Here is a 19,796-nt window from a genome sequence, read left to right on the forward strand (position 1 = left end):
CCGCGCTTTCTTGGGGTCGAGTGAATCTCGTGCAGGCGCGAACCGCCAGCCGCTAGCGGCCGGTGTACATCTCCGATGTAGTTCGCGGTGTCATAACCATGATGCCTTTCTCGCCCTTGTCAGTTGTTGTCAATTGAAAACTCCCGCCATTTTAACCCCAGACAAAGAAAAAGCGCCCGAAGCACAAGGCCCCGGACGCTTTCTCACCCCTATCTACCTGAAGTTGCACTCACCGAAGCCGCGCTTCAGTGGAATTGCTCCTCTTCCGTCGAGCCGGTCAGCGCCTTGACGCTGGACGAGCCACCCTGGATCACCGTGGTCACGTCGTCGAAGTAGCCTGCGCCCACTTCCTGCTGGTGCGACACGAAGGTGTAGCCTTGTTCGCGGGCTGCGAATTCGGGCTCCTGCACCATGTTCACGTAGTGCTTCATGCCTTCGCCGTTGGCGTAGGCGTGGGCAAACTTGAACGTGTTGAACCAGTTGATGTGAATGCCGGCCAGCGTGATGAACTGGAACTTGTAGCCCAGAGCAGACAGGTCTTCCTGGAAGGAGGCGATCTGGCTGTCGTTGAGGTTCTTCTTCCAGTTGAACGAAGGCGAGCAGTTGTAGCTCAGCAGCTTGCCTGGGCAGGCGGCATGCACGGCCTGGGCGAACTCGCGGGCAAAGCCGATGTCGGGCACGCCGGTTTCGCACCACACCAGGTCGGCATAGGGCGCATAGGCCACACCGCGGCTGATGGACTGCTCCATGCCATTGCGGACACGGTAGAAGCCTTCCTGTGTGCGCTCGCCGGTCAGGAACGGCTTGTCGTTGGCGTCGTGATCGGAGGTGATCAGGTTGGCGGCTTCAGCATCGGTGCGGGCCAGCACGATGGTAGGCACGCCCATCACGTCAGCGGCAAAGCGGGCGGAGATCAGCTTCTCGACGGCTTCCTGGGTGGGCACCAGAACCTTGCCACCCATGTGGCCGCACTTCTTCACGGCAGCCAGTTGGTCCTCGAAGTGCACGCCGGCTGCGCCAGCGGCAATCATGTTCTTCATCAGCTCAAACGCGTTGAGCACGCCGCCAAAACCGGCTTCCGCATCGGCGACGATAGGCAGGAAGTAGTCGATGAATTCCTTGTCGCCGGGGTTGATGCCACGGCCCCACTGGATTTCGTCGGCACGCTTGAAGGTGTTGTTGATGCGGCGCACCATGGTGGGCACCGAGTCATAGGCGTACAGCGACTGGTCGGGGTACATGGTTTCGCTGGTGTTGCCATCGGCAGCCACCTGCCAGCCCGACAGATACACCGCTTCCAGGCCAGCCTTGGCCTGTTGCATGGCCTGGCCTGCGGAGATGGCGCCAAAGGCATTCACGTAGCCCTTCTTGGCACCGCCGTTGATCCTGTCCCAGAGCAGTTCCGCGCCACGCTGGGCCAGCGTGTACTCGGGCTGCAGGCTGCCGCGCAGACGCACCACGTCGGCGGCGCTGTAGCCGCGCTTGACGCCCTTCCAACGGGGGTTCTGCGCCCAGTCTTTCTCAAGGGCGGAAATCTGCTGTTCACGGCTCAGTTGCTGGGTCAGGGATTGGGGCATGTTGCTCTCCTGGGAGGTGGTTGAAACAAGCGGCTTTCTTGCGTCGGCCTTGGGATCAAATTTAAGTCTTATAGAAGACCTCATCAACATCTTGTGTCTTATACAAGACTAAATTTTTCATCATATAAATCAATGAGTTATTTTCATATTTTTCAATATGAAATCACATTTCTCGTATTGAGAAAAATTGGCGCAATGCAGCATTTCAATATTTCACAATGCAAAACATGGATTCCATGCCATGAAAAGTCACCACAGCATGGCAAGCGTCCGCGACAGGCACATGTCACGCACACCGGGCGCGCTCACAGGTACCATCGCGCGTTCAGGCGGCGCTCCCGCCTCTCAAACCTGCACTTGCCGTGAACACCTCCCATCGCAGATCTGCCTATGCCTGCCTGGCGCTGAGCATGTCCCTGGTCGGCAGCTATGTCGCCCTCTCCAAGCCTCTGGCGGCCATTTTTCCGGTGCTGCTGCTGGCATGGCTGCGCTTTGGCATCGGGGCCATCGCCATGCTGCGCTGGCTGCGCAAGCCGGCTGAAGAGGCACCCCTGTCTCGGCGCACGCAGGGCCTGCTGTTTCTTGAGTCGCTGTTCGGCAACTTTCTCTTCACCATCTGCATGGTGACTGGCGTGAGCCTGACAAGCGCCGTCACGGCCGGCGTGACCATGGCTGCCATCCCTGCTGCCGTGGCCTTGATGAGCTGGCTGTTTCTGCGCGAGCGCGTGGCTGCGCGCACCTGGCTGGCCATCGCGCTGGCCGTGGCGGGCATCGGCCTGTATGCACTGTCCCGCCCGGACGCTGGCGCCGCCTCGGCAGCATCAGCCTCACCGCAGGCGTGGCTGGGGCAGATGCTGCTGGTCGGTGCCGTGCTTTGCGAGGCGTTCTACGCCGTCATCGGCAAGCGCCTGACCACGTCCCTGGGGCCCAAGCGCATCACATCCATCGTCAATCTCTGGGGATTTGCGCTGTCTACGCCTTTCGGGCTGTATCTGGCGTGGCGCTTCGACTTCGGCAGCGTGGCATGGAGCATCTGGGGTCTGTTGCTGTTCTACGCCCTTGCCGCCTGCGTGTGGACCGTGTGGTTGTGGATGACAGGCTTGCGCAACGTGCCAGCCTCCCAGGCCGGCACCTTTACGGTACTGCTGCCGATCAGCGCTGCCGTGGTCGGCATGTGCGTGCTGGGCGAACGGGTTACATCCATGCAGGCGCTGGCCTTTGCGATCGCCCTGCTGGGCATTCTCGTGGCCACCTGGCCGGGCAGAAAACGCCTTGCACAACACCTTTCCGCGAGCGGTGCCAGCCCCCTCTGAAAACGCTGGCGCCGACGGCCAACCTGCCAGTGCGGCCCTCGAAAGCGAGCCAGAATGCAAAAACTCCTCAAAAAACAGCGCCACAGCAACAAATCGAGGCAAAAATTTGACGGGTAAGCTTGGAAGAGCGTTTTTTTCCCATTAGCATCAGCCTGCCAGTGGATAGCGACGGTTTTTCGCTGGTAAAGAATCCACTCCATACTAGGAACAAGCAACATGGCAACTGCAAAGAAGGCAACGGCTGCTCCGGCAGCTCCCGCAAAGAAGCGCACTCCCAACGCCGCCTTCATGAAACCCCTCACCCCCAGCCCCGCTCTGGCTGCCGTGGTGGGTTCCACTCCCCTGCCCCGCACCGAGATCATCAGCAAGCTGTGGGTCTACATCAAGGCCAACAAGCTGCAAGACGCTGCCAACAAGCGCATGATCAACGCCGACGCGAAGCTCAAGGAAGTGTTCGGCAAGCCCCAAGTCTCGATGTTCGAGATGGCTGGCCTGATCGGCAAGCACGTCAAGTAATCCTCGGGCCTGCGCCACGACGGATGAAAGCCGGCCCCTGGGCCGGCTTTTCTTTTTTCCGGGATGCCATCTCCTCTTCTTGCCGGAGATGCTGCACACCGACAACATTCCAATGCCATGAGTCAAGTGCCCGCGCTGCAAGCCGTTCCCGACGGCATCATCAATCTGGCCGACCACGAGGCGCATGCGCGGCAGCGGATGGACGACAACGCCTGGGCCTATTTCTCGGGCGGCGCGGCCGATGAGCGCAGTCTTGCGGCAAACCGCAGCGCCTGGGACGCGCTCACACTGTGGCCGCGCGTGCTCCGCCCCCTTGCAGGCGGTCACACCCGGCTGCAGTTGCTGGGCAGGGATCTGGCCTGCCCGCTGCTGGTGGCCCCCATGGCCTTCCAGCGCATGGCCCATGAGGACGCAGAGCTTGCAACGGCCTATGCCGCTGCTGCGCTGGGCGCGGGCATGGTGCTCAGCACACAGGCCAGCCTGCCGCTGGAGGCAGTGGCACAGGCAGCACGGCTCACGCCGGGCCATGGCCCTTTGTGGTTCCAACTCTATCTGCAGCATGACCGTGGCTTCACCACGCAACTGATCAAGCGCGCAGAGGCCGCAGGCTACGAAGCGCTGGTGCTGACGGTGGACGCACCCACCAGCGGTGTGCGTGACCGTGAACGCCGCGCGCGCTTTTGTCTTCCGCCGGGAGTGTCTGCCGTCAATCTGCAGGGGATGGCGCCACTTGCAGCCATGCAACTCGCACCAGGCCAGAGCCCCCTGTTCGACGGCCTGCTGCACCATGCCCCTACCTGGGATGACGTCGCCTGGCTGCAGCAGCAGACACGGCTGCCGCTGCTGCTCAAGGGCGTGCTCCACCCGGCCGATGCGCTGCAGGCCGCGAGATTGGGAGTAGCGGGCATCATCGTCTCCAACCATGGAGGGCGCACGCTGGACACCGCACCGGCAACGGCAACAGCCCTTGCCCGCGTGGCCAGGGCCGTGCGCGGCGCGGGCCACGAGCTTCCCTTGCTGGCCGACGGGGGCATACGGCGCGGCACAGACGTGCTCAAGGCGATCGCCCTCGGGGCGACGGCGGTTCTGATAGGCCGCCCCGTACTCTGGGGGCTGGCCAATGCGGGCGCCGCCGGCGTGGCCCATGTGCTCAGGTTGCTGCGCGATGAACTGGAGATCGCCATGGCGCTGACAGGGTGTGCCACTCTTGCCCAGGCCACTGTGGAACTACTGGATACCGAGTAAAGCCGAGCGCCATACAGCCCTACAGACAACCAAGAATTGCAAATGCGATGAATTCTCATTTATAATTTTTCATCCTATCAATAGCCAGCCACTACTGCCTGTAGCCATGATCGTCTGTGTATGCCGCCGGGTTTCCGACCGTGAGATCGCACGCCACGCTCATGCGGGCATGAGCTTTGACGAGATCCAATTCGAATTGGGTATCGCCATGCAGTGCGGCCGCTGCGAAAGCTGCGCCCGGGATGTGGTGGCGCAATGCTGCGCCAGCCAGCCCGTGGCGGCCATCCACAACGAGGTCGCGGCCCAGACCGTCCAGCTTGCCAACAACATTCTGGAGAGCAAAGCATGGTCCTCCTCTCAGCACTTGTCGGCAGCCTGATCCTCGTCGTTACATGCACCTGGTGGATTCTGCGCAGCTGATACTCCGTCTTCCGAGCGACAGCACCCGGCTCCCATACGCTGACCGCTCCTTCTGTCTCTATGTCCCAGTCTGATCGTTTTGGCCCCCCCGGGGGCCTTGGCCGTAACGTGGCCATCGCGGGTTCGGTCGTGGTCTTGCATGCAGCAACCCTTTGGGCGATGCAGCATGGCCTGCTCCAGCGCGCACCCGAAGAGGTCATCGTGCCAGCCCAGGTGATTGCGGAATTCATTTCGCCACCCGCTCCCGAGCCCGAGGCACCCAAGCCTCCTCCTCCGCCACCACCTCCCAAACCCCAGCCGGTCGTGAAGAAGGCACCGCCGCTGCCCAAGGCCATTGCCGACCCCAAGCCTGCACCTGCGGCGCCGCGCGGCACGCTGGACGACGAGCCCAAGCCCGTGGTGGAAGCACCGCCGGCACCGCCCGCCCCTCCTGCACCGCCAGCGCCTCCCGCTCCCCCGGCACCACCGGCTCCGCCCAAGATCGAATTGCCGTCCAACAACGCGGCCTACCTCAACAACCCGGCCCCCAACTACCCCGCCATCAGCAGACGCATGGGGGAACAGGGAACGGTCACGCTGCGCATCTTCGTGGACGCGCAAGGCCTGCCTCAAAAGATCGAGGTCAGCAAATCCAGCGGCTACGACCGTCTGGACCAGCAGGCCGTGGACGGCGTCAAGAACTGGAAATTCGTCCCCGGCAAGAGCAACGGCACGCCAACCCCCATGTGGGTCACCGTCCCGGTCAAATTCACCCTCAATTGATTCTCAGGAGTATCCATGGATTCCCAATTCGGCATTGCCCACGTCTGGACGCAGGGAGACTTCGTCACCCGTGCCGTCGCCATCATCCTGCTGGCCATGTCGGTGGCCTCTTGGCTCGTGATGATCATCAAGGCCCTGGACATCGTGAAGTTCAAGAAGCTGGCGCGCAACGCCCAGGACTTCTGGCACAGCCCCGACCTGGCCAGCGGCCTGGAAAAGCTGGGCGATGACCGCTCCAACCCCTTCCGCTACCTGGTGCTCGAAGGCCGCGAAGCCACCGCCCACCACCGCAAGACCAGCGCCCACCTGCATGACACGCTGGACATCAGCGACTGGGTGACCCGCTGCATGCGCAACGGCATCAGCGAGTTCACCGCCCGTCTGCAATCGGGCCTGGCCATTCTGGCTTCCGTGGGCTCGACCGCTCCCTTCATCGGCCTGTTCGGCACCGTCTGGGGCATCTACCACGCGCTGGTCGCCATCGGCCTGTCCGGCCAGTCCTCGATCGACAAGGTCGCGGGCCCCATCGGTGAAGCGCTGATCATGACCGCCCTGGGCCTGGCCGTGGCGATTCCCGCCGTGCTCGGCTACAACGCCGTGGTGCGTGGCAACAAGTCCATCCTCAACGCCCTCAACAGCTTTGCCCACGACATGCACGCCTACTTCGTGACCGGCGCCCGCGTGTCCATCGACGGCAAGGAAGCCGGCAACGTGCTGCCGCTGAAGAAAGGCGCGTAAGCCATGGCATTCGGAACAATGGACGATGACGGCGAAGAGGTGATGAACGAGATCAACATGACGCCGCTGGTCGACGTCATGCTGGTGCTCCTTATCATCTTCATCATCACCGTGCCGGTGATGAAGCATTCGGTGAACGTGGACCTGCCCCGCGCCACCAACCAGCCCGAGGACGTCAAGCCCGCCACCGTGCGCCTGGCCGTCTCCGCCGATGGCCAGTACCACTGGAATGGCGTTGCCGTCAGCGATACGCAGTTCGAGGAGAACCTCAAGGCCGAGGCGGCCAAGGAGCCGCAACCTGACCTGCACATCCAGGGTGACAAGGAAGTGCGCTACGAGCGCGTGGCCCAGGCCATGGCCGCCGCACAGCGCGCAGGCGTGCGCAAGATCGGCTTCGTGACGGACCCGGCCAAGTAGGCCGTGGCAGGCATTCCTTGCCTGGCGATCAACGACAACGGCCCTTCGGGGCCGTTTTTCATTCTCTTCGCGTTGGCAGTGCATCGGGTCGCAGGGATAGGACTGGTCCCAGAAACCACAATGCGAGTAAGTCTCACTTGATTTTCAATTGAGAATTGTTATCATTCACAAAACTTTCCAATTTTTGAGGAATTCCCTGCATGTCTGCCACTTCCGCCGCCACCTCGCATCTGTCCGGCAACTCCAACGCCCAGGCCTTTGCAGCGCTGCAGGCCGCAGCATCTGCAGCCCTGACCGGGGCCGCCAGCGGACTCGACAGCACCTTGCTGCTCAATGGACAAAAGGCTGTGACCATCGTGCACAACGGCACGCCCTACCGCCTGCAGGCCACCAAGCTGGGCAAGCTCATCCTGACCAAATAAGCAAGATTCCGGCCGTCGTCGGATGCCCGACCGGCGGCTTCTTCGTTTCATCGTGGGGCGACCTTGGGACTTCCAGTCTCAGAGGTCGATTAGCCAGCCAACAAAATCTCCGGATTTTGCGTAGCCAAGCATTTTTTCCCCGCGCTGCAGCGCAGATTGACCAAAGAAAAAGCCCCTGTGCATCGGCACAGGGGCTTTTTCTTGGCTGCATGGATCAGTCCCCAAGGACCGATTCATGCAGCATGGGTGCACCAGGAGCTATTACAGGCCCAGAGCAGCAATGCCGGCGCTGGCAACCTGCGCATCCTCGCTGGCCTTGACGCCGCTGACGCCCACGGCGCCCAGGCATTGGCCGTCCTTCATGATGGCCACGCCACCTTCGAGCAGGCCGTCCAGCGTGGGCGCGCTCAGGAAGGCCGTGCGGCCGTTGTTGATCATGTCTTCATAGCCCTTGGTATCGCGGCGGCCCAGGGCCGCCGAGCGGGCCTTGGACGGAGCGATGTGGGCCGACACGGCGGCGGCGCCATCCAGGCGCTGCAGCCACAGCAGGTGGCCGCCGTCATCGACGATGGCAATGGTCACGGCCCACTTGTTCTTCAGCGCCTCGGCTTCTGCGGCGGCGGCAATGGCCTTCACGTCGGCCAGTTCGAGTTCATGCTTGGTCTTCATAAGATTCCAATTATCCATTCCATCACAAATGTCCTATAAGCATAGCAATCGTATGAGGACTGACAATGCATGCGCAGAACAAAACATTCGAAACCAAACCATGGCGGCGGCTCGGGGTATTGCAAGTCGCGCGCAAACCGCCACCTAGAATGGGCAAGTCGCAACAACACTCCTTCGGAGGACTGGCCACATGAATGATCAAGTCACCACACTGGGCTCTGCGGGCTACGGTGTCTCGCAGCAAGAGCGCAATCGCGTATTGCGCAACACCTACTGGCTGCTGGCCCTGAGTCTTCTCCCCACCGTGCTGGGCGCTTGGCTGGGCGTGGCCACGGGCATCACGCGCTCGCTGAGCGGCGGGTTGGGGCTCATCGTCTTCCTGGGCGGCGCCTTCGGCTTCATGTTCGCCATCGAGAAGACAAAGCACTCGGCAGCCGGCATTCCCGTGCTCCTGGGTTTCACGTTCTTCATGGGCCTGATGCTGTCGCGCATGATCGGCATGATCCTGGGCTTCAAGAACGGCTCCGAGCTGATCATGACCGCCTTTGCAGGCACGGCCGGCGTGTTCCTGGTCATGGCCTCGCTGGCCACGGTGATCAAGCGCGACCTGTCGGGCATGGGCAAGTTCCTGTTCGTCGGCGTGCTGGTACTGTTCGTGGGCTCCATCATCAACGTCTTCATCGGCTCCACGGCCGGCATGATGGCGATCTCGGTGGCGGCCATCGGCATCTTCAGCGCCTACATGCTCTATGACCTCAAGCAGATCATGGACGGCGGCGAGACCAACTACATCAGCGCCACGCTGGCTCTGTACCTGGACCTGTTCAACGTGTTCCAGAGCCTGCTGGCCCTGCTTGGCATCATGGGCGGCGAACGCGACTGATGCCGCACGCGGAAGGCTTCGCCTTCCCTGCTGCACACCAAAGGCCTCCTTCGGGAGGCCTTTTGCATGTCCGGGATCATCATTTGTGCAAAGCGGACTCAACTTCTTCCAGGGCCTGCCGATAATCTCCTCAAGATGACCATGCCTAATCTTCCCCGCACCTTCGCCATCCTGCTGCTGCCCACGCTGCTTGCCGGCTGCAAGCTGGATGATATTCCGGGCCTGGGACCGGACCCCCGCACCGTCGCCAAGGAGGCCGAGGCCAAGGCCATCGGCGGGGCGTGCCGCCATGCCCTGCGCGGGCTGGAGGATTGCTACACGCTCAACCCCAAATCGTCCAAGGCCCTGGTGTTTGCAGGCTGGAAGGATATGGACGAATACATGCGCGCCAACAAGATGGAGGGCACGCCTTCGGTCCTGGGCCAGAGCGACCGCCGCCGCAGCGACAAGGACGAGGCGCCTGCCGAGCCGACCTCAGGCCGCAATCGCAGCTGACCCCTTTTGAGATCCGGATTTGAGATCTGGATCCGCCCGTTAAAAAGCCGTGGCCGCCCGAGGGCTCCACGGCTTTTTTCATGGCGCGGGCAGCCAGGCCGTCAGTCTGCGCAGCGCTCGAACACCGCCATGCTCTCCACGTGGGCCGTGTGCGGGAACATGTTGACCACGCCTGCCGACACACAGCGATAGCCGGCCAGATGCACCAGAAGGCCGGCATCGCGCGCCAGCGTTGCGGGATTGCAGCTGACATAGACGATGCGCTCGGGAAAGCGCCAGGCCTCATGCCCTGCCGGCAGGGGCTCGGCGCCTTCGGCACCGATGCGCGCCTGGTGGATGTCGGCCAGGGCCTTGGACAGCGCAAACGCGCCTTCGCGCGGCGGATCGACCAGCCACTTGCCGGCCACGCCGTCGGCGAACAGCATCTCGGGCGTCATCTCGAACAGGTTGCGCGCCACAAAGCGCGTGGGCGCGAGCTTGTCGCCCTCTGCGCGCTGTGCGTTGTTGGCCGCGTAGTTTTCATGGGAGCGCTTGACCAGGGTATCGCTGCCCTCGATGCCCAGCACCTCGCGCGCCTGCGTGGCCAGGGGAAGGGTGAAGTTGCCCAGACCGCAGAACCAGTCGATCACCCGCTCATCCTTCTTGACATCCAGCAGGCGCAGCGCGCGCGTGACCAGAACGCGGTTGATGTGCGGATTGACCTGGGTGAAGTCCGTGGGCTTGAACGGCATGGTGATGCCGAAATCGGGCAGGCCGTAGTCGAGCTGGGCGCCTCCCTGCTCCATGAGGTGCACGGTGTCCGGGCCCTTGGGCTGCAGCCACCACTGAACGTTGTGCTCGACTGCGAAGGCGCGCAGCCTGGCCTGGTCGTCCTCGGACAGCGGCTCCAGATGACGCAGCACCAGGGCCGTGACGGAGTCGCCGCAGGCAACCTCGATCTGCGGGCAGGTTTCGCGCGCATCCATGGAGGCGATCAGCGCGCGCATGGGCAGCAGCATGGCGTCCACATGGGGCGGCAGGATCTTGCAGGTCTCCATGTCGGCGATGTAGCGGCTCTTGCGCTCGTGAAAGCCCACCAGCACCTTGCCCTTCTTGGCCACATAGCGCACCGACAGGCGCGAGCGGAAACGGTAGGCCCAGGATGGACCTTCGATGGGGCGCAGCAGCGTCTCGGGCTTGACCTTGGCCAGATGCCAGAGATTGTCTTCCAGCACGCGCTGCTTGATGGCCACCTGGGCGCCCACGTGCAGATGCTGCATCTTGCAGCCGCCGCAGGCGCCGGCATGCAGACCGAAATTCGGGCAGCCGGGGCGCACGCGCTGGGAAGATTCGCGGTGGATGGCCGTCAGGCTGGCGGCTTCCCAGTTGTTTTTCTTGCGATGGGTGTTGGCGCTGACCAGTTCGGTCGGCAGGGCGCCGTCGATGAATACCACCTTGCCATCGCTCTTGCGGGCCACGCCCTGGGCGTCCATATCCATGGACAGCACCTGCAGCCAGCCTTCGGGCAGTGCAGGGGCGTCGATGTCGGCTTCGGGCAGGTTGTCGGGGATCTTGTTGTCGCGGGGTTCACTCATGGGGCACGATTGTCTCAGGCTCTCCCCTTGCCCTGTTGGCGGCTCCCCAAAAAAGCCCCCAACTCGCTTTTGCCTCTCAGGACCGCGGAGTGCTGCTGCGGCCCAGGTCCCGCTGCCGCTCCTGGCGCGCCCGGGCCAGTTGCTCGCGTTCGGCCAGCAGGTTGATTTCGATGATGCAGTTGAATTCGTCCAGCGTGAACACCATGGTGGCGCCGCGCTCGATCTTGTCCACGGTCTGGTGCAGCGGCAAGGTCAGGTCCACCGGCGGGCGGTTGGAGCGGTAGATCAGTTCCTGCTCGGGCGTGTAGACGGAATAGCAGGCGGCAGACGCGGCCTGCGCCAGCGCGCAGGCGGCCAGCACGGTGATGGCACGCAGGTTTTGCACAGCAGTCATGGTGTTCCCCTCAAAACGGCGGCCCGCCTGTGTATGTACTGGGTGGCAGGCCAAGCTGCCCAGCATTATGGAGCAGCACATGCCGCGCCCCGCCAGGTGCCGCCTCCGCGCTGCAGCCGGTTTTGATTTTTCAGCTTTCTCAAATTTCTCTCTTGACAGAAATTTCAGGCCTGCAGACACTGAGGCCATGCAACTGAGTCCCATCGCACACCGTTTCATCCACCATTGGGGCGACATGGGCAGCTCCTGGGGAGTAAACCGCACGGTCGCCCAGATCCACGCCCTGCTGTTTTTCCATGGCCGCCCGCTCAACGCGGAAGAGATTGCCGACACGCTGGGCGCCGCTCGCTCCAACGTGAGCAACAGCCTCAAGGAACTGCAAGGCTGGGAGCTGATCCGCACCAGCCGCAGGCCTGGTGACCGCCGCGACTATTTCGAGACCTCGTCCGATGTCTGGGAGCTGCTGCGCACCATCGTGCGAGAGCGCAAGCAGCGCGAATTCGACCCGACCTCGGAGATGCTGCGAGAACTGATCGCCGAGCCCGGTTTCGATGCCGAATCCCCCGACACCCAGGACCGCGTGCACGAGACGCTGCGCCTCATGGAGTCACTGGGCATCTGGACCGATGAAATGCTGCGCCTGTCGCCCTCCACGCTGGACAAGCTGCTGCGCCTGGGCGCCAGCGTGCAGCGCTTCGTGCGCTCCGAGGCCGCTGACACCCGCGTCAAGCGCGGACGCCGAGCCTGAAATTTCCGTCACAAGAGAAACTGGAGGTCACCATGCGCATTCTGGTCTGCGGCGGCAACGGCTTCATCGGCCGCCATATCGTCAACCTGCTGGTCCTGGCCGGCCATGATCCCGTGGCGCGCAGCCGCCATTCCCTGCCTGCGCTCGACTACGCCAAGGCCACCACGCCCGAGGCCTGGCTGCCGCACCTGGCGGGCGTGGATGCCGTGGTCAATGCCGTGGGCGTGCTGCGCGACAGCGCCTCCCGGCCCATCGATGCCATGCACGCCCAGGCCCCCATCGCCCTGTTCGATGCCTGCGCGGCGGCCAGCGTGCGGCGCGTGGTGCAGATCTCTGCCCTGGGCATAGAAGGCAGTGCCACGCGCTACGCCACCACCAAGCGCGCCGCTGACGAGCATCTGCTGGCACTCACGGCAGCCGGACATCTGCAAGGCTGCGTGGTCCGACCCAGCGTGGTGTTCGGCGCTGGCGGCGCCAGCAGCGAGATGTTCCTGTCCATGGCGCGCCTGCCGGCGCTGCTGCTGCCGCGCCCCGTGCTGCAGGCCCGCGTGCAGCCCGTGGCCGTGCGCGACCTGGCCGAGGCCGTGGCCGGCCTGGTGACGCGCCCCGAGCCCGTGGGCATGATCGAGATCGGTGGCCCCTTGCCCTTGCCGCTGGCCGCACTGATTGCCAGCCTGCGCGCGCAGATGGGCCGCGCTCCGGCCCGCATGGGCACGCTGCCCGGCTGGCTCACCCGCGCCAGCGCACGCGCTGGCGACTGGGTCAGCGCCTCACCGTGGTGCAGCGAGACACTGGCCATGCTGGCCAGCGACAACGTCACCGATCCGGCGGGATTGCAAGGCCTGCTGGGCCGGCCCGGCATTGCGCCCGCCCAGCTGCTGGCCACGCTGCGCCATGGGTGAACACCGCCTGCGCCAGGTGCCCCCTTCACAGCGCACCATGCACTTGAGCCTGATCGCCGTCTGGCTGGGCACGGCCCTGGTCAGCGCCATCGAGCACCGCGGCCTGAGCGTGCAGGTACTGGCCGATGCCGGCATCCACGATGCGCGCTGGCAGACATTCCTGGTCTGGAGCGGCCTGCTCGCCGACCTGGCCGTGGGCCTGGCGCTGTGGCTGCGGCCGGGCCGGGAGAGCTATCTGGCGGCCTTGCTGCTGATGGCCGCCATGACCGCGCTGGCCACGGTGCTGCAGCCCACGCTGTGGCTGCATCCGCTGGGGCCGCTGCTCAAGAACCTGCCGATCGCAGCCATGCTGCTGCACCTGATGTCGGCGCCCGTCACGTCCAAGGAGTCCGCATGAATCTCTACCTGTTGCTCAAGACGCTGCATATCGCGTCCAGCGTGTTGCTGGTCGGCACCGGCCTGGGCTCGGCCTTCTACATGTTCTTCGCCAACCGCAGCGGCAGCGTCGCTGCCCAGGCCGTGGTCAGCCGCCTGGTGGTGCGTGCGGACTGGTGGTTCACCACGCCCTGCGTGGTCATACAGCCTGTGAGCGGCATTGCCCTGGCCCACATGGCAGGCTGGCCGTTGACCACGCCGTGGCTGGCACTGTCGCTGGGCCTGTACCTGCTGGCCGGCGCCTGCTGGCTGCCCGTGGTCTGGCTGCAGGTGCGCATGGCCGCAATGGCGCGCGGCGCGCACGCAGCGCAAGCCGCCCTGCCCGCGCTGTATGCCGTCTATGCCCGGCGCTGGGAGGCGCTGGGCTATCCGGCCTTCATTGCCATGGCCGTGACCTACTACCTCATGGTCAACAAGCCGATGCTCTGGGGCGGTTGAGCATCGGCAGCACCTTCAGTGCCTGGCCTCAGAGCTTGGCCTCAGAGCTTGGCAATGGACACTTCGGTGGACTTGACCAGGGCCACCACGTCGGAGCCCACGACCAGGCCCAGCTCGTCCACCGAGCGCGTGGTGATCACCGAGGTGACCACGCCCCAGGGCGTTTGCACATCGACTTCGGAGACAACGTCGCCACGGATGATTTCGCGCACCTGGCCCTTGAACTGGTTGCGCACGTTGATGGCTTGAATGGACATGTTTTTCTCCTGGGGATCAAAAGGAATCAAAGGAAGGTTGGGGAAAACGGAAAGTCAGACCGCCCAGCGCAGGCCATGGGCCGGTACGCCGGGCCAGGCCGTGGTGTCGGTCAGCGGGTTGGCTTCGGGCTCGGCGGCGGGCTTTTGCAGCACGCGGTCGAGAATGCGTTGCTCGATGGCCGCCAGCGCCACGCTGCCGTGCACGCGCGGCCGCGGCAGGGCGATGCGTTCATCCAGCGCGATGCGGCCGTCCTCGATCAGCACCACGCGGTCGGCCAGGGCCACAGCCTCCTGCACGTCATGCGTGACCAGCAGGGCCGTGAAGCCGTGGCGCTGCCACAGGCCTTCGATCAGGCGGTGCATCTCTATGCGGGTGAGCGCATCGAGCGCACCCAGCGGCTCGTCCAGCAGCAGCAGTTGCGGGCGGTGCACCAGGGCACGCGCCAGGGCCACGCGCTGGCGCTGGCCGCCGGACAGGCGTGCCGGCCATTCGCCCTCGCGGTCGGCCAGGCCGACCTGGGCCAGCACTTCGCGGCCACGTTCCTGGGCCGAGGCGGGCAGGCCCAGCGTCACATTGGCCAGCACACGCCGCCAGGGCAGCAGGCGCGCATCCTGGAACATGATGCGCGTGCCGCCCTGGGCGCCCTGCACGGCGCGGGCGGGCTCGCCGTCCAGCAGCAAGGTGCCGGCCGTGGCCTGCTCCAACCCAGCCACCAGGCGCAGCAAGGTGCTCTTGCCGCAGCCGCTGCGGCCCACGATGGCGACGAATTCGCCAGGCTCCACCTGCAGCTGCACTTCGTGCAGCACCTCGCGCTGGCCGTAGCGCTTGGTCAGCCCGCCGGCCTGCAGGCGCACGCCACGGCGCGGTGCGGATTGGGGGGATGCGGACTGCGGCGCATCGTCGTTCTGGGCCAGGCGGTCGCTGACGTCCAGGCCATCGGCGTCGAACGAGGCCTCCCAGGCCATCGCCGGCGCGGTGGTGTTCAGCTCCACGGCCTGTGCCAGCGTGGTCTTCATGCGGTTCCATCGGCTCATGTCGTGCTCCTTGTGTCACTTGGGCTGGTAGCCCGGATGCCAGCGCAGCCACCAGTGCTCCAGCGCACGCGCAAACCAGTCGGCCAGCTTGCCCAGCAGGGCGTACAGCAGGATGCCGACCAGCACCACGTCGGTCTGCAGGAACTCGCGGGCGTTCATGGTCAGGTAGCCGATGCCCGACTGCGCCGAGATGGTCTCGGCCACGATCAGGATCACCCACATCAGGCCCAGCGAAAAACGCAGGCCGACGAGGATGGAGGACAGCGCGCCCGGCAGGATGACCTCGCGGTACAGCTGCCAGCGCGTGAGGCCGTAGCTGCGCCCCATCTCGATCAGCGCGGGGTCCACATTGCGTATGCCGTGGAAGGTGTTCAGGTAGATGGGAAAGAACACCGAGACGCTGATCAGGAACAGCTTGGCGCTCTCGTCGATGCCGAACCACAGGATGACCAGCGGAATCAGCGCCAGCGCGGGGATGTTGCGCACCATCTGGATGGTGGAGTCCAGCAGCGTCTCCGCCCAGCGCAGCGAGCCCGTGAGCAGGCCCAGCGCCAGCCCCAGCCCGCCGCCGATGGCCAGGCCACCCAGCGCGCGGCCCGCGCTCACCTGTACATGCTTGAGCAGCTCTCCCGACTCGGCCAGCGCCTGCGCGGCGCGCAGCACATCCAGCGGAGCGGGCAGCACCCGCGTGGACAGCCAGCCCCACGCCGAGGCGGCCTGCCAGACGGCGATCAGCGCCAGCGGCACCAGCCAGGGCACCAGGCGGCGGCCCACGCCGGCCGCAAAGCGCAGCAGCGGCGACCAGGAATCGCCGGCCGGGGGGGCGGAGGCCGGCAGCGCAGTAACGGTACGTGCATCGGACATGCGTGACTCCCTCAGCTTTGCGACGCGCGCGGCGAGTACAGGTTGGCAACGGTCTCGCCCAGCGGCCCGCCCACGCCGCCAGCCAGCCTGTCGCGCACGGACAGCGGCAGCAGCGGGAAGACCAGTTCGGCAAAGCGGTAGGCCTCTTCCAGGTGCGGATAGCCGGACAGCACGAAGGTGTCTATGCCCAGGTCCGCGTACTCCTTGATGCGGTCGGCCACGGTCTGCGCATCGCCCACCAGGGCCGTGCCCGCGCCGCCGCGCACCAGGCCCACGCCGGCCCAGAGGTTGGGGCTGATCTCCAGCTCGGCGCGCGTGCGGCGGCTGCCGCCGGCATGCAGGGCGGCCATGCGGCGCTGGCCTTCCGAGTCCATGCGCGCGAAGGCGGCCTGGGCCTGGACCACGGTCTCGTCCTTGAGGCGGCTGATCAGGCGATCGGCATCGGCCCAGGCCTCCTCCTCGGTCTCGCGCACGATGACGTGCAGGCGGATGCCGAACTTCACGCTGCGGCCATGGCGCGCCGCCTTCTCGCGCACATCGGCAATCTTTTTGGCCACCTCGGCCGGGGGCTCGCCCCAGGTCAGGTAGGCATCGACCTGCTCGGCGGCCAGGTCGTGCGCGGCCTCGGACGAACCGCCGAAGTACACGGGCGGATACGGCTTTTGCAGCGGCGGGAACAACAGCTTGGCGCCCTTGACCGAGAGGTGTTCACCTTCGTAGTCGAGCGTGCCGCCCTCATGGCTGCGCTCAAGGATCTCGCGCCAAATGCGGATGAACTCGGCCGATTGCTCGTAGCGCTGCGCATGGTCGAGGAAAACGCCGTCGCCCTCCAGCTCGGCGCGGTCGCCGCCCGTGACCAGGTTGATCAGCAGCCGCCCGCCCGACAGGCGGTCGAACGAGGCCGCCATGCGCGCCGCCAGGCTGGGCTGATGCAGGCCGGGCCGCACGGCGACCAGGAACTTCAGGCGCTTGGTGACCGGAATCAGGCTGGAGGCGACGACCCAGGGGTCCTCGCAGGAGCGGCCCGTGGGAATCAGCACGCCCTCGTAGCCCAGGCTGTCGGCCGCGATGGCGACCTGCTTGACATAGTCGTGGCTGAGCGGGCGGGCGCCCTCGGCCGTGCCGAGGTAGCGGCTGTCGCCGTGGGTGGGAATGAACCAGAAAACCTGCATGCGCTGCTCCAGTCAGGGGACGGAATCGAGGAAGGGGATCAAAGGGCGGAAGAAGGCCGTGCCGCCGCAGGCTCGGCCAGCCGCGCGTACTCGGCCGCCGAGGGCCGCCAGACGATGTCGGCCACCTGTACCTGGCGCGGAATCAGGCCCAGCCGAAAAAATGCATCGGCCACGCGCTGCTGGTCCACCACGGTCTGCGCAGCCAGCAGGCCCACGGGGGAGCTGGGCCGGCGCGCAATGAAGCGGCTGACCACCGCCGCATCCAGGCCGCTGAAGCCGGCCACCAGGGCCACGGCCTCCTGGCGTGCGCTCTGGGCCAGGCGATCGGCGCGCGTGAGCTCGTCGAACAGCGCGCGCAGCACCTGCGGATGGCGCTCCACCAGTCCGCGCGCGGCCAGGTAGAACGAGGCGTTGCCCGACAGGCCTTCGCCATTGGCCAGCACGCGCGGGCGAATAGCCAGCTCGGTGGCCGCGTAGAACGGGTCCCAGATGGCCCAGGCATCCACGCTCTTGCGCTCGAAGGCGGCGCGCGCATCGGCCGGGGCCAGGTACACGGGCTGGATCTCGTTCCAGGCCAGGCCCGCCTTGTCCAGCGCGCGCACCAGCAGGTAATGGGCGCTGGAGCCTTTTTGCAGCGCCACGCGCCGGCCCTTGAGGTCGGCCAGGGCGCGCAGCGGCGAGTCCGATGGCACGAGGATGGCCGAGCTTTCGGGCTTGGGTGGCTCAGCGCCCACGTACAGCAGGTCGCGGCCCGCGGCCTGGGCAAAGACCGGGGGTGAATCGCCGGTCAGGCCGAAATCCAGGCTGCCAGCGGCCAGGGCCTCCAGCAGTTGGGGGCCGGCCGGAAACTCCAGCCAGCTGACCTTGGTGCCCGCAAAGCGCTTTTCCAGCACGCCTTGCTGCTTGAGGATGACCAGGTTGACGGCCGACTTCTGGTAGCCGATGCGCAACTGCTCGGGCCCGGCCACGGCGGCCGGCGTCTCGGCGCGTGCGTACTGGCCGACCAGGCTCCAGCTGAAGGCGGTGGTGCCCAGCAGTTTCAGGGCCTGGCGGCGCACGCGGTCCAGGCGGGGCTTCTTGGAATTGGCATTCATGGTGCGGACTCCTTGCAGTGGGCTCAGGGGCGCGACGCGATCAGGTCCACCGGCGCGGCATGCAGCAGGTTGAGCTTGCGGGGGATGAGCTTGAGCTCGAAGAAGGTGTCGGCGATCTGCTGCTGCTCGGCCAGGATCTCGCGCGTCACGGACGAGGTGCCGAAGCGTGCGCGGCTCAGGTACAGCTCGGTGATGGACTTGTCCAGGCCCAGGATGCTGGACAGCTCGGCGGCAGCGGCCGTCTGGTTCTTCGAGGCCCAGCGGTCAATCCCATCGACCTCTTCGATGGCAATGCGCAGCACATCGGCATTGCGCGTGGCGAAATCGCGCGAGGTGAAGTAGTAGGCGCGGTTGTTGACCACGCCCGTGGCATCGGCCAGCAGGCGGGCGTCCAGCGTCTTTTGCGCGGCAGCCAGGAAGGGGTCCCAGATCAGCCAGGCATCGACGGAGCCGCGCTCGAAGGCGGCGCGCGCATCGGCCGGCGCCAGGAAGACGGACTGCACATCGCCGTACTTCAGGCCGTGCTTTTCCAGCAGCTTGACCAGGAAGTACTGCACGTTCGAGCCCTTGTTGTAGGCCACGCGCTTGCCCTTGAGGTCCTGCACGCTGCGGATGGACGAGTCCTTGGGCACGATCACCGCCTCCAGCCCGGGGCGCGGCACGGTGGCGCCCGCATAGACCAGGGGTGCGCCTGCAGCCTGCGCAAAGATGGGCGGGGCCTCGCCCACATCGCCGAAGTCGATGGAGCCCACGTTCAGCGCCTCCAACTGCACGGGGCCGGCGTTGAACTCGATCCAGCGCACCGACACGCCCAGCGGCGCCAGCCGCTTTTCCAGCGTACCCCGGCTCTTCAGGATGGACAGCCAGCCCTTTTGGTGGCCCACGCGCAGCACGCGGTCACCCGCCTTGTCCTGGGCCAGGGCCGGGCCGCCCACCGTGGCGACTGCTGCGGCAAGGCCCGCGCCCAGCAGTTGGCGTCGGCGCCAGTTGGCTGTGTGTCGGGGGAAAGAATCAAACGAGACCATGACGGACATCCTTGGAAGAGTGGTGCGTGGTGCGTGGCGCAGGCAAAGCGCTGCCCATGCATGCGCGCGGCATGCAGCCAGAAAACAAAAAAAGGGAAGGCGGAGCAAGGGGCAGCCGACTGCAGGGCCGGGCCTGCAGGCGCACCGCACGGAGTCGTCAGGTGCTACATCGCCGGCTGGCGAAGGCCATGGTCTCGAAGCGAAGAAAAGAGCTGGATGCCACCACGCCTGCCTTGCCTGCCACTCCTGCCTTGTGCATCCGCACGCCTGCCTGCGCCGTGCGGCGCGCGGCCTGCAAAGAGTGGCGGGAGGTCAGGAAGATGGACATGGCGGATCGTGGGGGTTGGCAGGGGTCTGGGAAAGCGGGTGAATCAGTGGGTGGGCGCCGGCCGGGCCGGCGC

At 65.4% G+C, this 19,796-nt stretch carries 25 protein-coding genes; 14 read left to right on the forward strand and 11 right to left on the reverse strand.

The annotated features are described in order from the left end of the window. Window positions 1-245 precede the first annotated feature (245 nt). On the reverse strand, window positions 246-1,577 hold the full coding sequence (aceA, locus tag A4F85_RS04265) for an isocitrate lyase (RefSeq protein WP_013801675.1): 1,332 nt from the start codon (window positions 1,575-1,577) through the stop codon (window positions 246-248). A gap of 362 nt (window positions 1,578-1,939) precedes the next feature. On the opposite strand from aceA, the gene A4F85_RS04270 reads away from it, so the two are divergent. The 8 genes from A4F85_RS04270 to hemP all read left to right on the forward strand — a co-directional run bounded on the left by A4F85_RS04270 (window position 1,940) and on the right by hemP (window position 7,410). Then, window positions 1,940-2,890, forward strand: coding sequence for a DMT family transporter (locus A4F85_RS04270; protein ID WP_063325748.1), 951 nt, complete (start codon window positions 1,940-1,942; stop codon window positions 2,888-2,890). A gap of 216 nt (window positions 2,891-3,106) precedes the next feature. Beyond that, a complete protein-coding gene (locus A4F85_RS04275; protein WP_012206418.1) occupies window positions 3,107-3,406 on the forward strand; it encodes an SWIB/MDM2 domain-containing protein in 300 nt (99 codons plus the stop codon). A 117-nt stretch (window positions 3,407-3,523) separates the two neighbouring features. After that, a complete protein-coding gene (locus A4F85_RS04280) occupies window positions 3,524-4,651 on the forward strand; it encodes an alpha-hydroxy acid oxidase (RefSeq protein WP_063325749.1) in 1,128 nt (375 codons plus the stop codon). Window positions 4,652-4,757: 106 nt separating this feature from the next. Next, entirely contained in the window at window positions 4,758-5,030 is a 273-nt protein-coding gene (locus tag A4F85_RS04285) for a (2Fe-2S)-binding protein (RefSeq protein WP_012206420.1), read from the forward strand. A gap of 101 nt (window positions 5,031-5,131) precedes the next feature. Beyond that, a complete protein-coding gene (locus A4F85_RS04290; RefSeq protein ID WP_013801672.1) occupies window positions 5,132-5,833 on the forward strand; it encodes an energy transducer TonB in 702 nt (233 codons plus the stop codon). Window positions 5,834-5,848: 15 nt separating this feature from the next. Next, the gene (locus tag A4F85_RS04295; protein WP_012206422.1) at window positions 5,849-6,571 is read left to right on the forward strand and encodes a MotA/TolQ/ExbB proton channel family protein; all 723 of its coding nucleotides are present in this window, start codon (window positions 5,849-5,851) and stop codon (window positions 6,569-6,571) included. A gap of 3 nt (window positions 6,572-6,574) precedes the next feature. Then, on the forward strand, window positions 6,575-6,988 hold the full coding sequence (locus tag A4F85_RS04300) for an ExbD/TolR family protein (protein WP_013801671.1): 414 nt from the start codon (window positions 6,575-6,577) through the stop codon (window positions 6,986-6,988). 200 nt (window positions 6,989-7,188) lie between these two features. Further along, window positions 7,189-7,410, forward strand: coding sequence for a hemin uptake protein HemP (gene hemP / locus A4F85_RS04305; RefSeq protein ID WP_012206424.1), 222 nt, complete (start codon window positions 7,189-7,191; stop codon window positions 7,408-7,410). A 261-nt stretch (window positions 7,411-7,671) separates the two neighbouring features. Here the strand turns inward: hemP and A4F85_RS04310 are convergent, their stop codons facing one another. Continuing rightward, the gene (locus tag A4F85_RS04310) at window positions 7,672-8,079 is read right to left on the reverse strand and encodes a GlcG/HbpS family heme-binding protein (protein ID WP_063325750.1); all 408 of its coding nucleotides are present in this window, start codon (window positions 8,077-8,079) and stop codon (window positions 7,672-7,674) included. A 190-nt stretch (window positions 8,080-8,269) separates the two neighbouring features. Between A4F85_RS04310 and A4F85_RS04315 the strand changes: the two genes are divergently transcribed. After that, a complete protein-coding gene (locus A4F85_RS04315; protein WP_012206426.1) occupies window positions 8,270-8,962 on the forward strand; it encodes a Bax inhibitor-1/YccA family protein in 693 nt (230 codons plus the stop codon). Between the two features lie 66 nt (window positions 8,963-9,028). Next, window positions 9,029-9,457, forward strand: a complete 429-nt coding sequence (locus A4F85_RS04320; RefSeq protein ID WP_012206427.1) for a hypothetical protein — start codon at window positions 9,029-9,031, stop codon at window positions 9,455-9,457. A gap of 101 nt (window positions 9,458-9,558) precedes the next feature. Here the strand turns inward: A4F85_RS04320 and rlmD are convergent, their stop codons facing one another. Further along, window positions 9,559-11,031 (reverse strand): 23S rRNA (uracil(1939)-C(5))-methyltransferase RlmD, encoded by a 1,473-nt coding sequence (gene rlmD / locus A4F85_RS04325; RefSeq protein ID WP_034395354.1) that lies wholly within the window; start codon window positions 11,029-11,031, stop codon window positions 9,559-9,561. Between the two features lie 76 nt (window positions 11,032-11,107). Beyond that, complete coding sequence (locus A4F85_RS04330; RefSeq protein WP_063325751.1) at window positions 11,108-11,425, reverse strand: hypothetical protein; 318 nt, start codon at window positions 11,423-11,425, stop codon at window positions 11,108-11,110. 187 nt (window positions 11,426-11,612) lie between these two features. Between A4F85_RS04330 and A4F85_RS04335 the strand changes: the two genes are divergently transcribed. From A4F85_RS04335 to A4F85_RS04350, 4 genes are read left to right on the forward strand one after another with little or no spacing between them, the layout of a single operon-like run. After that, window positions 11,613-12,173, forward strand: coding sequence for a GbsR/MarR family transcriptional regulator (locus A4F85_RS04335; RefSeq protein ID WP_012206430.1), 561 nt, complete (start codon window positions 11,613-11,615; stop codon window positions 12,171-12,173). 32 nt (window positions 12,174-12,205) lie between these two features. Next, the gene (locus A4F85_RS04340; protein WP_063325752.1) at window positions 12,206-13,075 is read left to right on the forward strand and encodes an NAD-dependent epimerase/dehydratase family protein; all 870 of its coding nucleotides are present in this window, start codon (window positions 12,206-12,208) and stop codon (window positions 13,073-13,075) included. Next, window positions 13,068-13,472: a DoxX-like family protein gene (locus A4F85_RS04345; protein WP_063325753.1), complete on the forward strand. Its 405-nt coding sequence runs from the start codon at window positions 13,068-13,070 to the stop codon at window positions 13,470-13,472. Before A4F85_RS04340 ends, A4F85_RS04345 begins: the two co-directional genes overlap by 8 nt. After that, window positions 13,469-13,948, forward strand: coding sequence for a DUF2269 family protein (locus A4F85_RS04350; protein ID WP_012206433.1), 480 nt, complete (start codon window positions 13,469-13,471; stop codon window positions 13,946-13,948). The genes A4F85_RS04345 and A4F85_RS04350 overlap by 4 nt, the downstream gene beginning before the upstream one ends. Window positions 13,949-13,989: 41 nt before the next feature. Here the strand turns inward: A4F85_RS04350 and A4F85_RS04355 are convergent, their stop codons facing one another. The 7 genes from A4F85_RS04355 to A4F85_RS30265 all read right to left on the reverse strand — a co-directional run bounded on the left by A4F85_RS04355 (window position 13,990) and on the right by A4F85_RS30265 (window position 19,723). Beyond that, window positions 13,990-14,205 (reverse strand): TOBE domain-containing protein, encoded by a 216-nt coding sequence (locus A4F85_RS04355; protein WP_012206434.1) that lies wholly within the window; start codon window positions 14,203-14,205, stop codon window positions 13,990-13,992. A 54-nt stretch (window positions 14,206-14,259) separates the two neighbouring features. Continuing rightward, the gene (locus A4F85_RS04360; protein ID WP_012206435.1) at window positions 14,260-15,240 is read right to left on the reverse strand and encodes an ATP-binding cassette domain-containing protein; all 981 of its coding nucleotides are present in this window, start codon (window positions 15,238-15,240) and stop codon (window positions 14,260-14,262) included. Window positions 15,241-15,255: 15 nt separating this feature from the next. Further along, window positions 15,256-16,104 carry an aliphatic sulfonate ABC transporter permease SsuC gene (gene ssuC / locus A4F85_RS04365; protein WP_063325754.1) on the reverse strand — a complete coding sequence of 283 codons (849 nt, stop codon included), beginning with the start codon at window positions 16,102-16,104 and terminating at the stop codon, window positions 15,256-15,258. An 11-nt stretch (window positions 16,105-16,115) separates the two neighbouring features. Next, window positions 16,116-17,276, reverse strand: coding sequence for an FMNH2-dependent alkanesulfonate monooxygenase (ssuD, locus tag A4F85_RS04370; RefSeq protein ID WP_063325755.1), 1,161 nt, complete (start codon window positions 17,274-17,276; stop codon window positions 16,116-16,118). Window positions 17,277-17,314: 38 nt separating this feature from the next. Then, window positions 17,315-18,370, reverse strand: coding sequence for an aliphatic sulfonate ABC transporter substrate-binding protein (locus A4F85_RS04375; RefSeq protein ID WP_063325756.1), 1,056 nt, complete (start codon window positions 18,368-18,370; stop codon window positions 17,315-17,317). 23 nt (window positions 18,371-18,393) lie between these two features. Beyond that, window positions 18,394-19,395 (reverse strand): sulfonate ABC transporter substrate-binding protein, encoded by a 1,002-nt coding sequence (locus tag A4F85_RS04380; RefSeq protein ID WP_197485444.1) that lies wholly within the window; start codon window positions 19,393-19,395, stop codon window positions 18,394-18,396. A gap of 157 nt (window positions 19,396-19,552) precedes the next feature. Continuing rightward, the gene (locus A4F85_RS30265) at window positions 19,553-19,723 is read right to left on the reverse strand and encodes a hypothetical protein (protein ID WP_156516927.1); all 171 of its coding nucleotides are present in this window, start codon (window positions 19,721-19,723) and stop codon (window positions 19,553-19,555) included. Between the last annotated feature and the right edge of the window lie 73 nt (window positions 19,724-19,796).

The sequence above is a fragment of the Delftia sp. GW456-R20 genome (assembly GCF_001622915.1).
In the GTDB taxonomy this organism is placed as follows: domain Bacteria; phylum Pseudomonadota; class Gammaproteobacteria; order Burkholderiales; family Burkholderiaceae_C; genus Comamonas; species Comamonas acidovorans.

What these genes read in the sequence shown, in the direction of transcription:
- A4F85_RS04315 (WP_012206426.1), top strand. Translation starts at nt 8,270, where the DNA reads ATGAATGATCAAGTCACCACACTGGGCTCTGCGGGCTACGGTGTCTCG.
- rlmD (WP_034395354.1), bottom strand. Translation starts at nt 11,031, where the DNA reads ATGAGTGAACCCCGCGACAACAAGATCCCCGACAACCTGCCCGAAGCC.
- hemP (WP_012206424.1), top strand. Translation starts at nt 7,189, where the DNA reads ATGTCTGCCACTTCCGCCGCCACCTCGCATCTGTCCGGCAACTCCAAC.
- A4F85_RS04350 (WP_012206433.1), top strand. Translation starts at nt 13,469, where the DNA reads ATGAATCTCTACCTGTTGCTCAAGACGCTGCATATCGCGTCCAGCGTG.
- A4F85_RS04300 (WP_013801671.1), top strand. Translation starts at nt 6,575, where the DNA reads ATGGCATTCGGAACAATGGACGATGACGGCGAAGAGGTGATGAACGAG.
- A4F85_RS04345 (WP_063325753.1), top strand. Translation starts at nt 13,068, where the DNA reads ATGGGTGAACACCGCCTGCGCCAGGTGCCCCCTTCACAGCGCACCATG.
- A4F85_RS04340 (WP_063325752.1), top strand. Translation starts at nt 12,206, where the DNA reads ATGCGCATTCTGGTCTGCGGCGGCAACGGCTTCATCGGCCGCCATATC.
- A4F85_RS04335 (WP_012206430.1), top strand. Translation starts at nt 11,613, where the DNA reads ATGCAACTGAGTCCCATCGCACACCGTTTCATCCACCATTGGGGCGAC.
- A4F85_RS04330 (WP_063325751.1), bottom strand. Translation starts at nt 11,425, where the DNA reads ATGACTGCTGTGCAAAACCTGCGTGCCATCACCGTGCTGGCCGCCTGC.
- A4F85_RS04360 (WP_012206435.1), bottom strand. Translation starts at nt 15,240, where the DNA reads ATGAGCCGATGGAACCGCATGAAGACCACGCTGGCACAGGCCGTGGAG.
- A4F85_RS04310 (WP_063325750.1), bottom strand. Translation starts at nt 8,079, where the DNA reads ATGAAGACCAAGCATGAACTCGAACTGGCCGACGTGAAGGCCATTGCC.
- ssuD (WP_063325755.1), bottom strand. Translation starts at nt 17,276, where the DNA reads ATGCAGGTTTTCTGGTTCATTCCCACCCACGGCGACAGCCGCTACCTC.
- A4F85_RS04320 (WP_012206427.1), top strand. Translation starts at nt 9,029, where the DNA reads ATGTCCGGGATCATCATTTGTGCAAAGCGGACTCAACTTCTTCCAGGG.
- aceA (WP_013801675.1), bottom strand. Translation starts at nt 1,577, where the DNA reads ATGCCCCAATCCCTGACCCAGCAACTGAGCCGTGAACAGCAGATTTCC.
- A4F85_RS04380 (WP_197485444.1), bottom strand. Translation starts at nt 19,395, where the DNA reads ATGGTCTCGTTTGATTCTTTCCCCCGACACACAGCCAACTGGCGCCGA.
- A4F85_RS04355 (WP_012206434.1), bottom strand. Translation starts at nt 14,205, where the DNA reads ATGTCCATTCAAGCCATCAACGTGCGCAACCAGTTCAAGGGCCAGGTG.
- A4F85_RS04375 (WP_063325756.1), bottom strand. Translation starts at nt 18,370, where the DNA reads ATGAATGCCAATTCCAAGAAGCCCCGCCTGGACCGCGTGCGCCGCCAG.
- A4F85_RS04295 (WP_012206422.1), top strand. Translation starts at nt 5,849, where the DNA reads ATGGATTCCCAATTCGGCATTGCCCACGTCTGGACGCAGGGAGACTTC.
- A4F85_RS04285 (WP_012206420.1), top strand. Translation starts at nt 4,758, where the DNA reads ATGATCGTCTGTGTATGCCGCCGGGTTTCCGACCGTGAGATCGCACGC.
- A4F85_RS04275 (WP_012206418.1), top strand. Translation starts at nt 3,107, where the DNA reads ATGGCAACTGCAAAGAAGGCAACGGCTGCTCCGGCAGCTCCCGCAAAG.
- A4F85_RS04280 (WP_063325749.1), top strand. Translation starts at nt 3,524, where the DNA reads ATGAGTCAAGTGCCCGCGCTGCAAGCCGTTCCCGACGGCATCATCAAT.
- A4F85_RS04290 (WP_013801672.1), top strand. Translation starts at nt 5,132, where the DNA reads ATGTCCCAGTCTGATCGTTTTGGCCCCCCCGGGGGCCTTGGCCGTAAC.
- A4F85_RS30265 (WP_156516927.1), bottom strand. Translation starts at nt 19,723, where the DNA reads ATGTCCATCTTCCTGACCTCCCGCCACTCTTTGCAGGCCGCGCGCCGC.
- ssuC (WP_063325754.1), bottom strand. Translation starts at nt 16,104, where the DNA reads ATGTCCGATGCACGTACCGTTACTGCGCTGCCGGCCTCCGCCCCCCCG.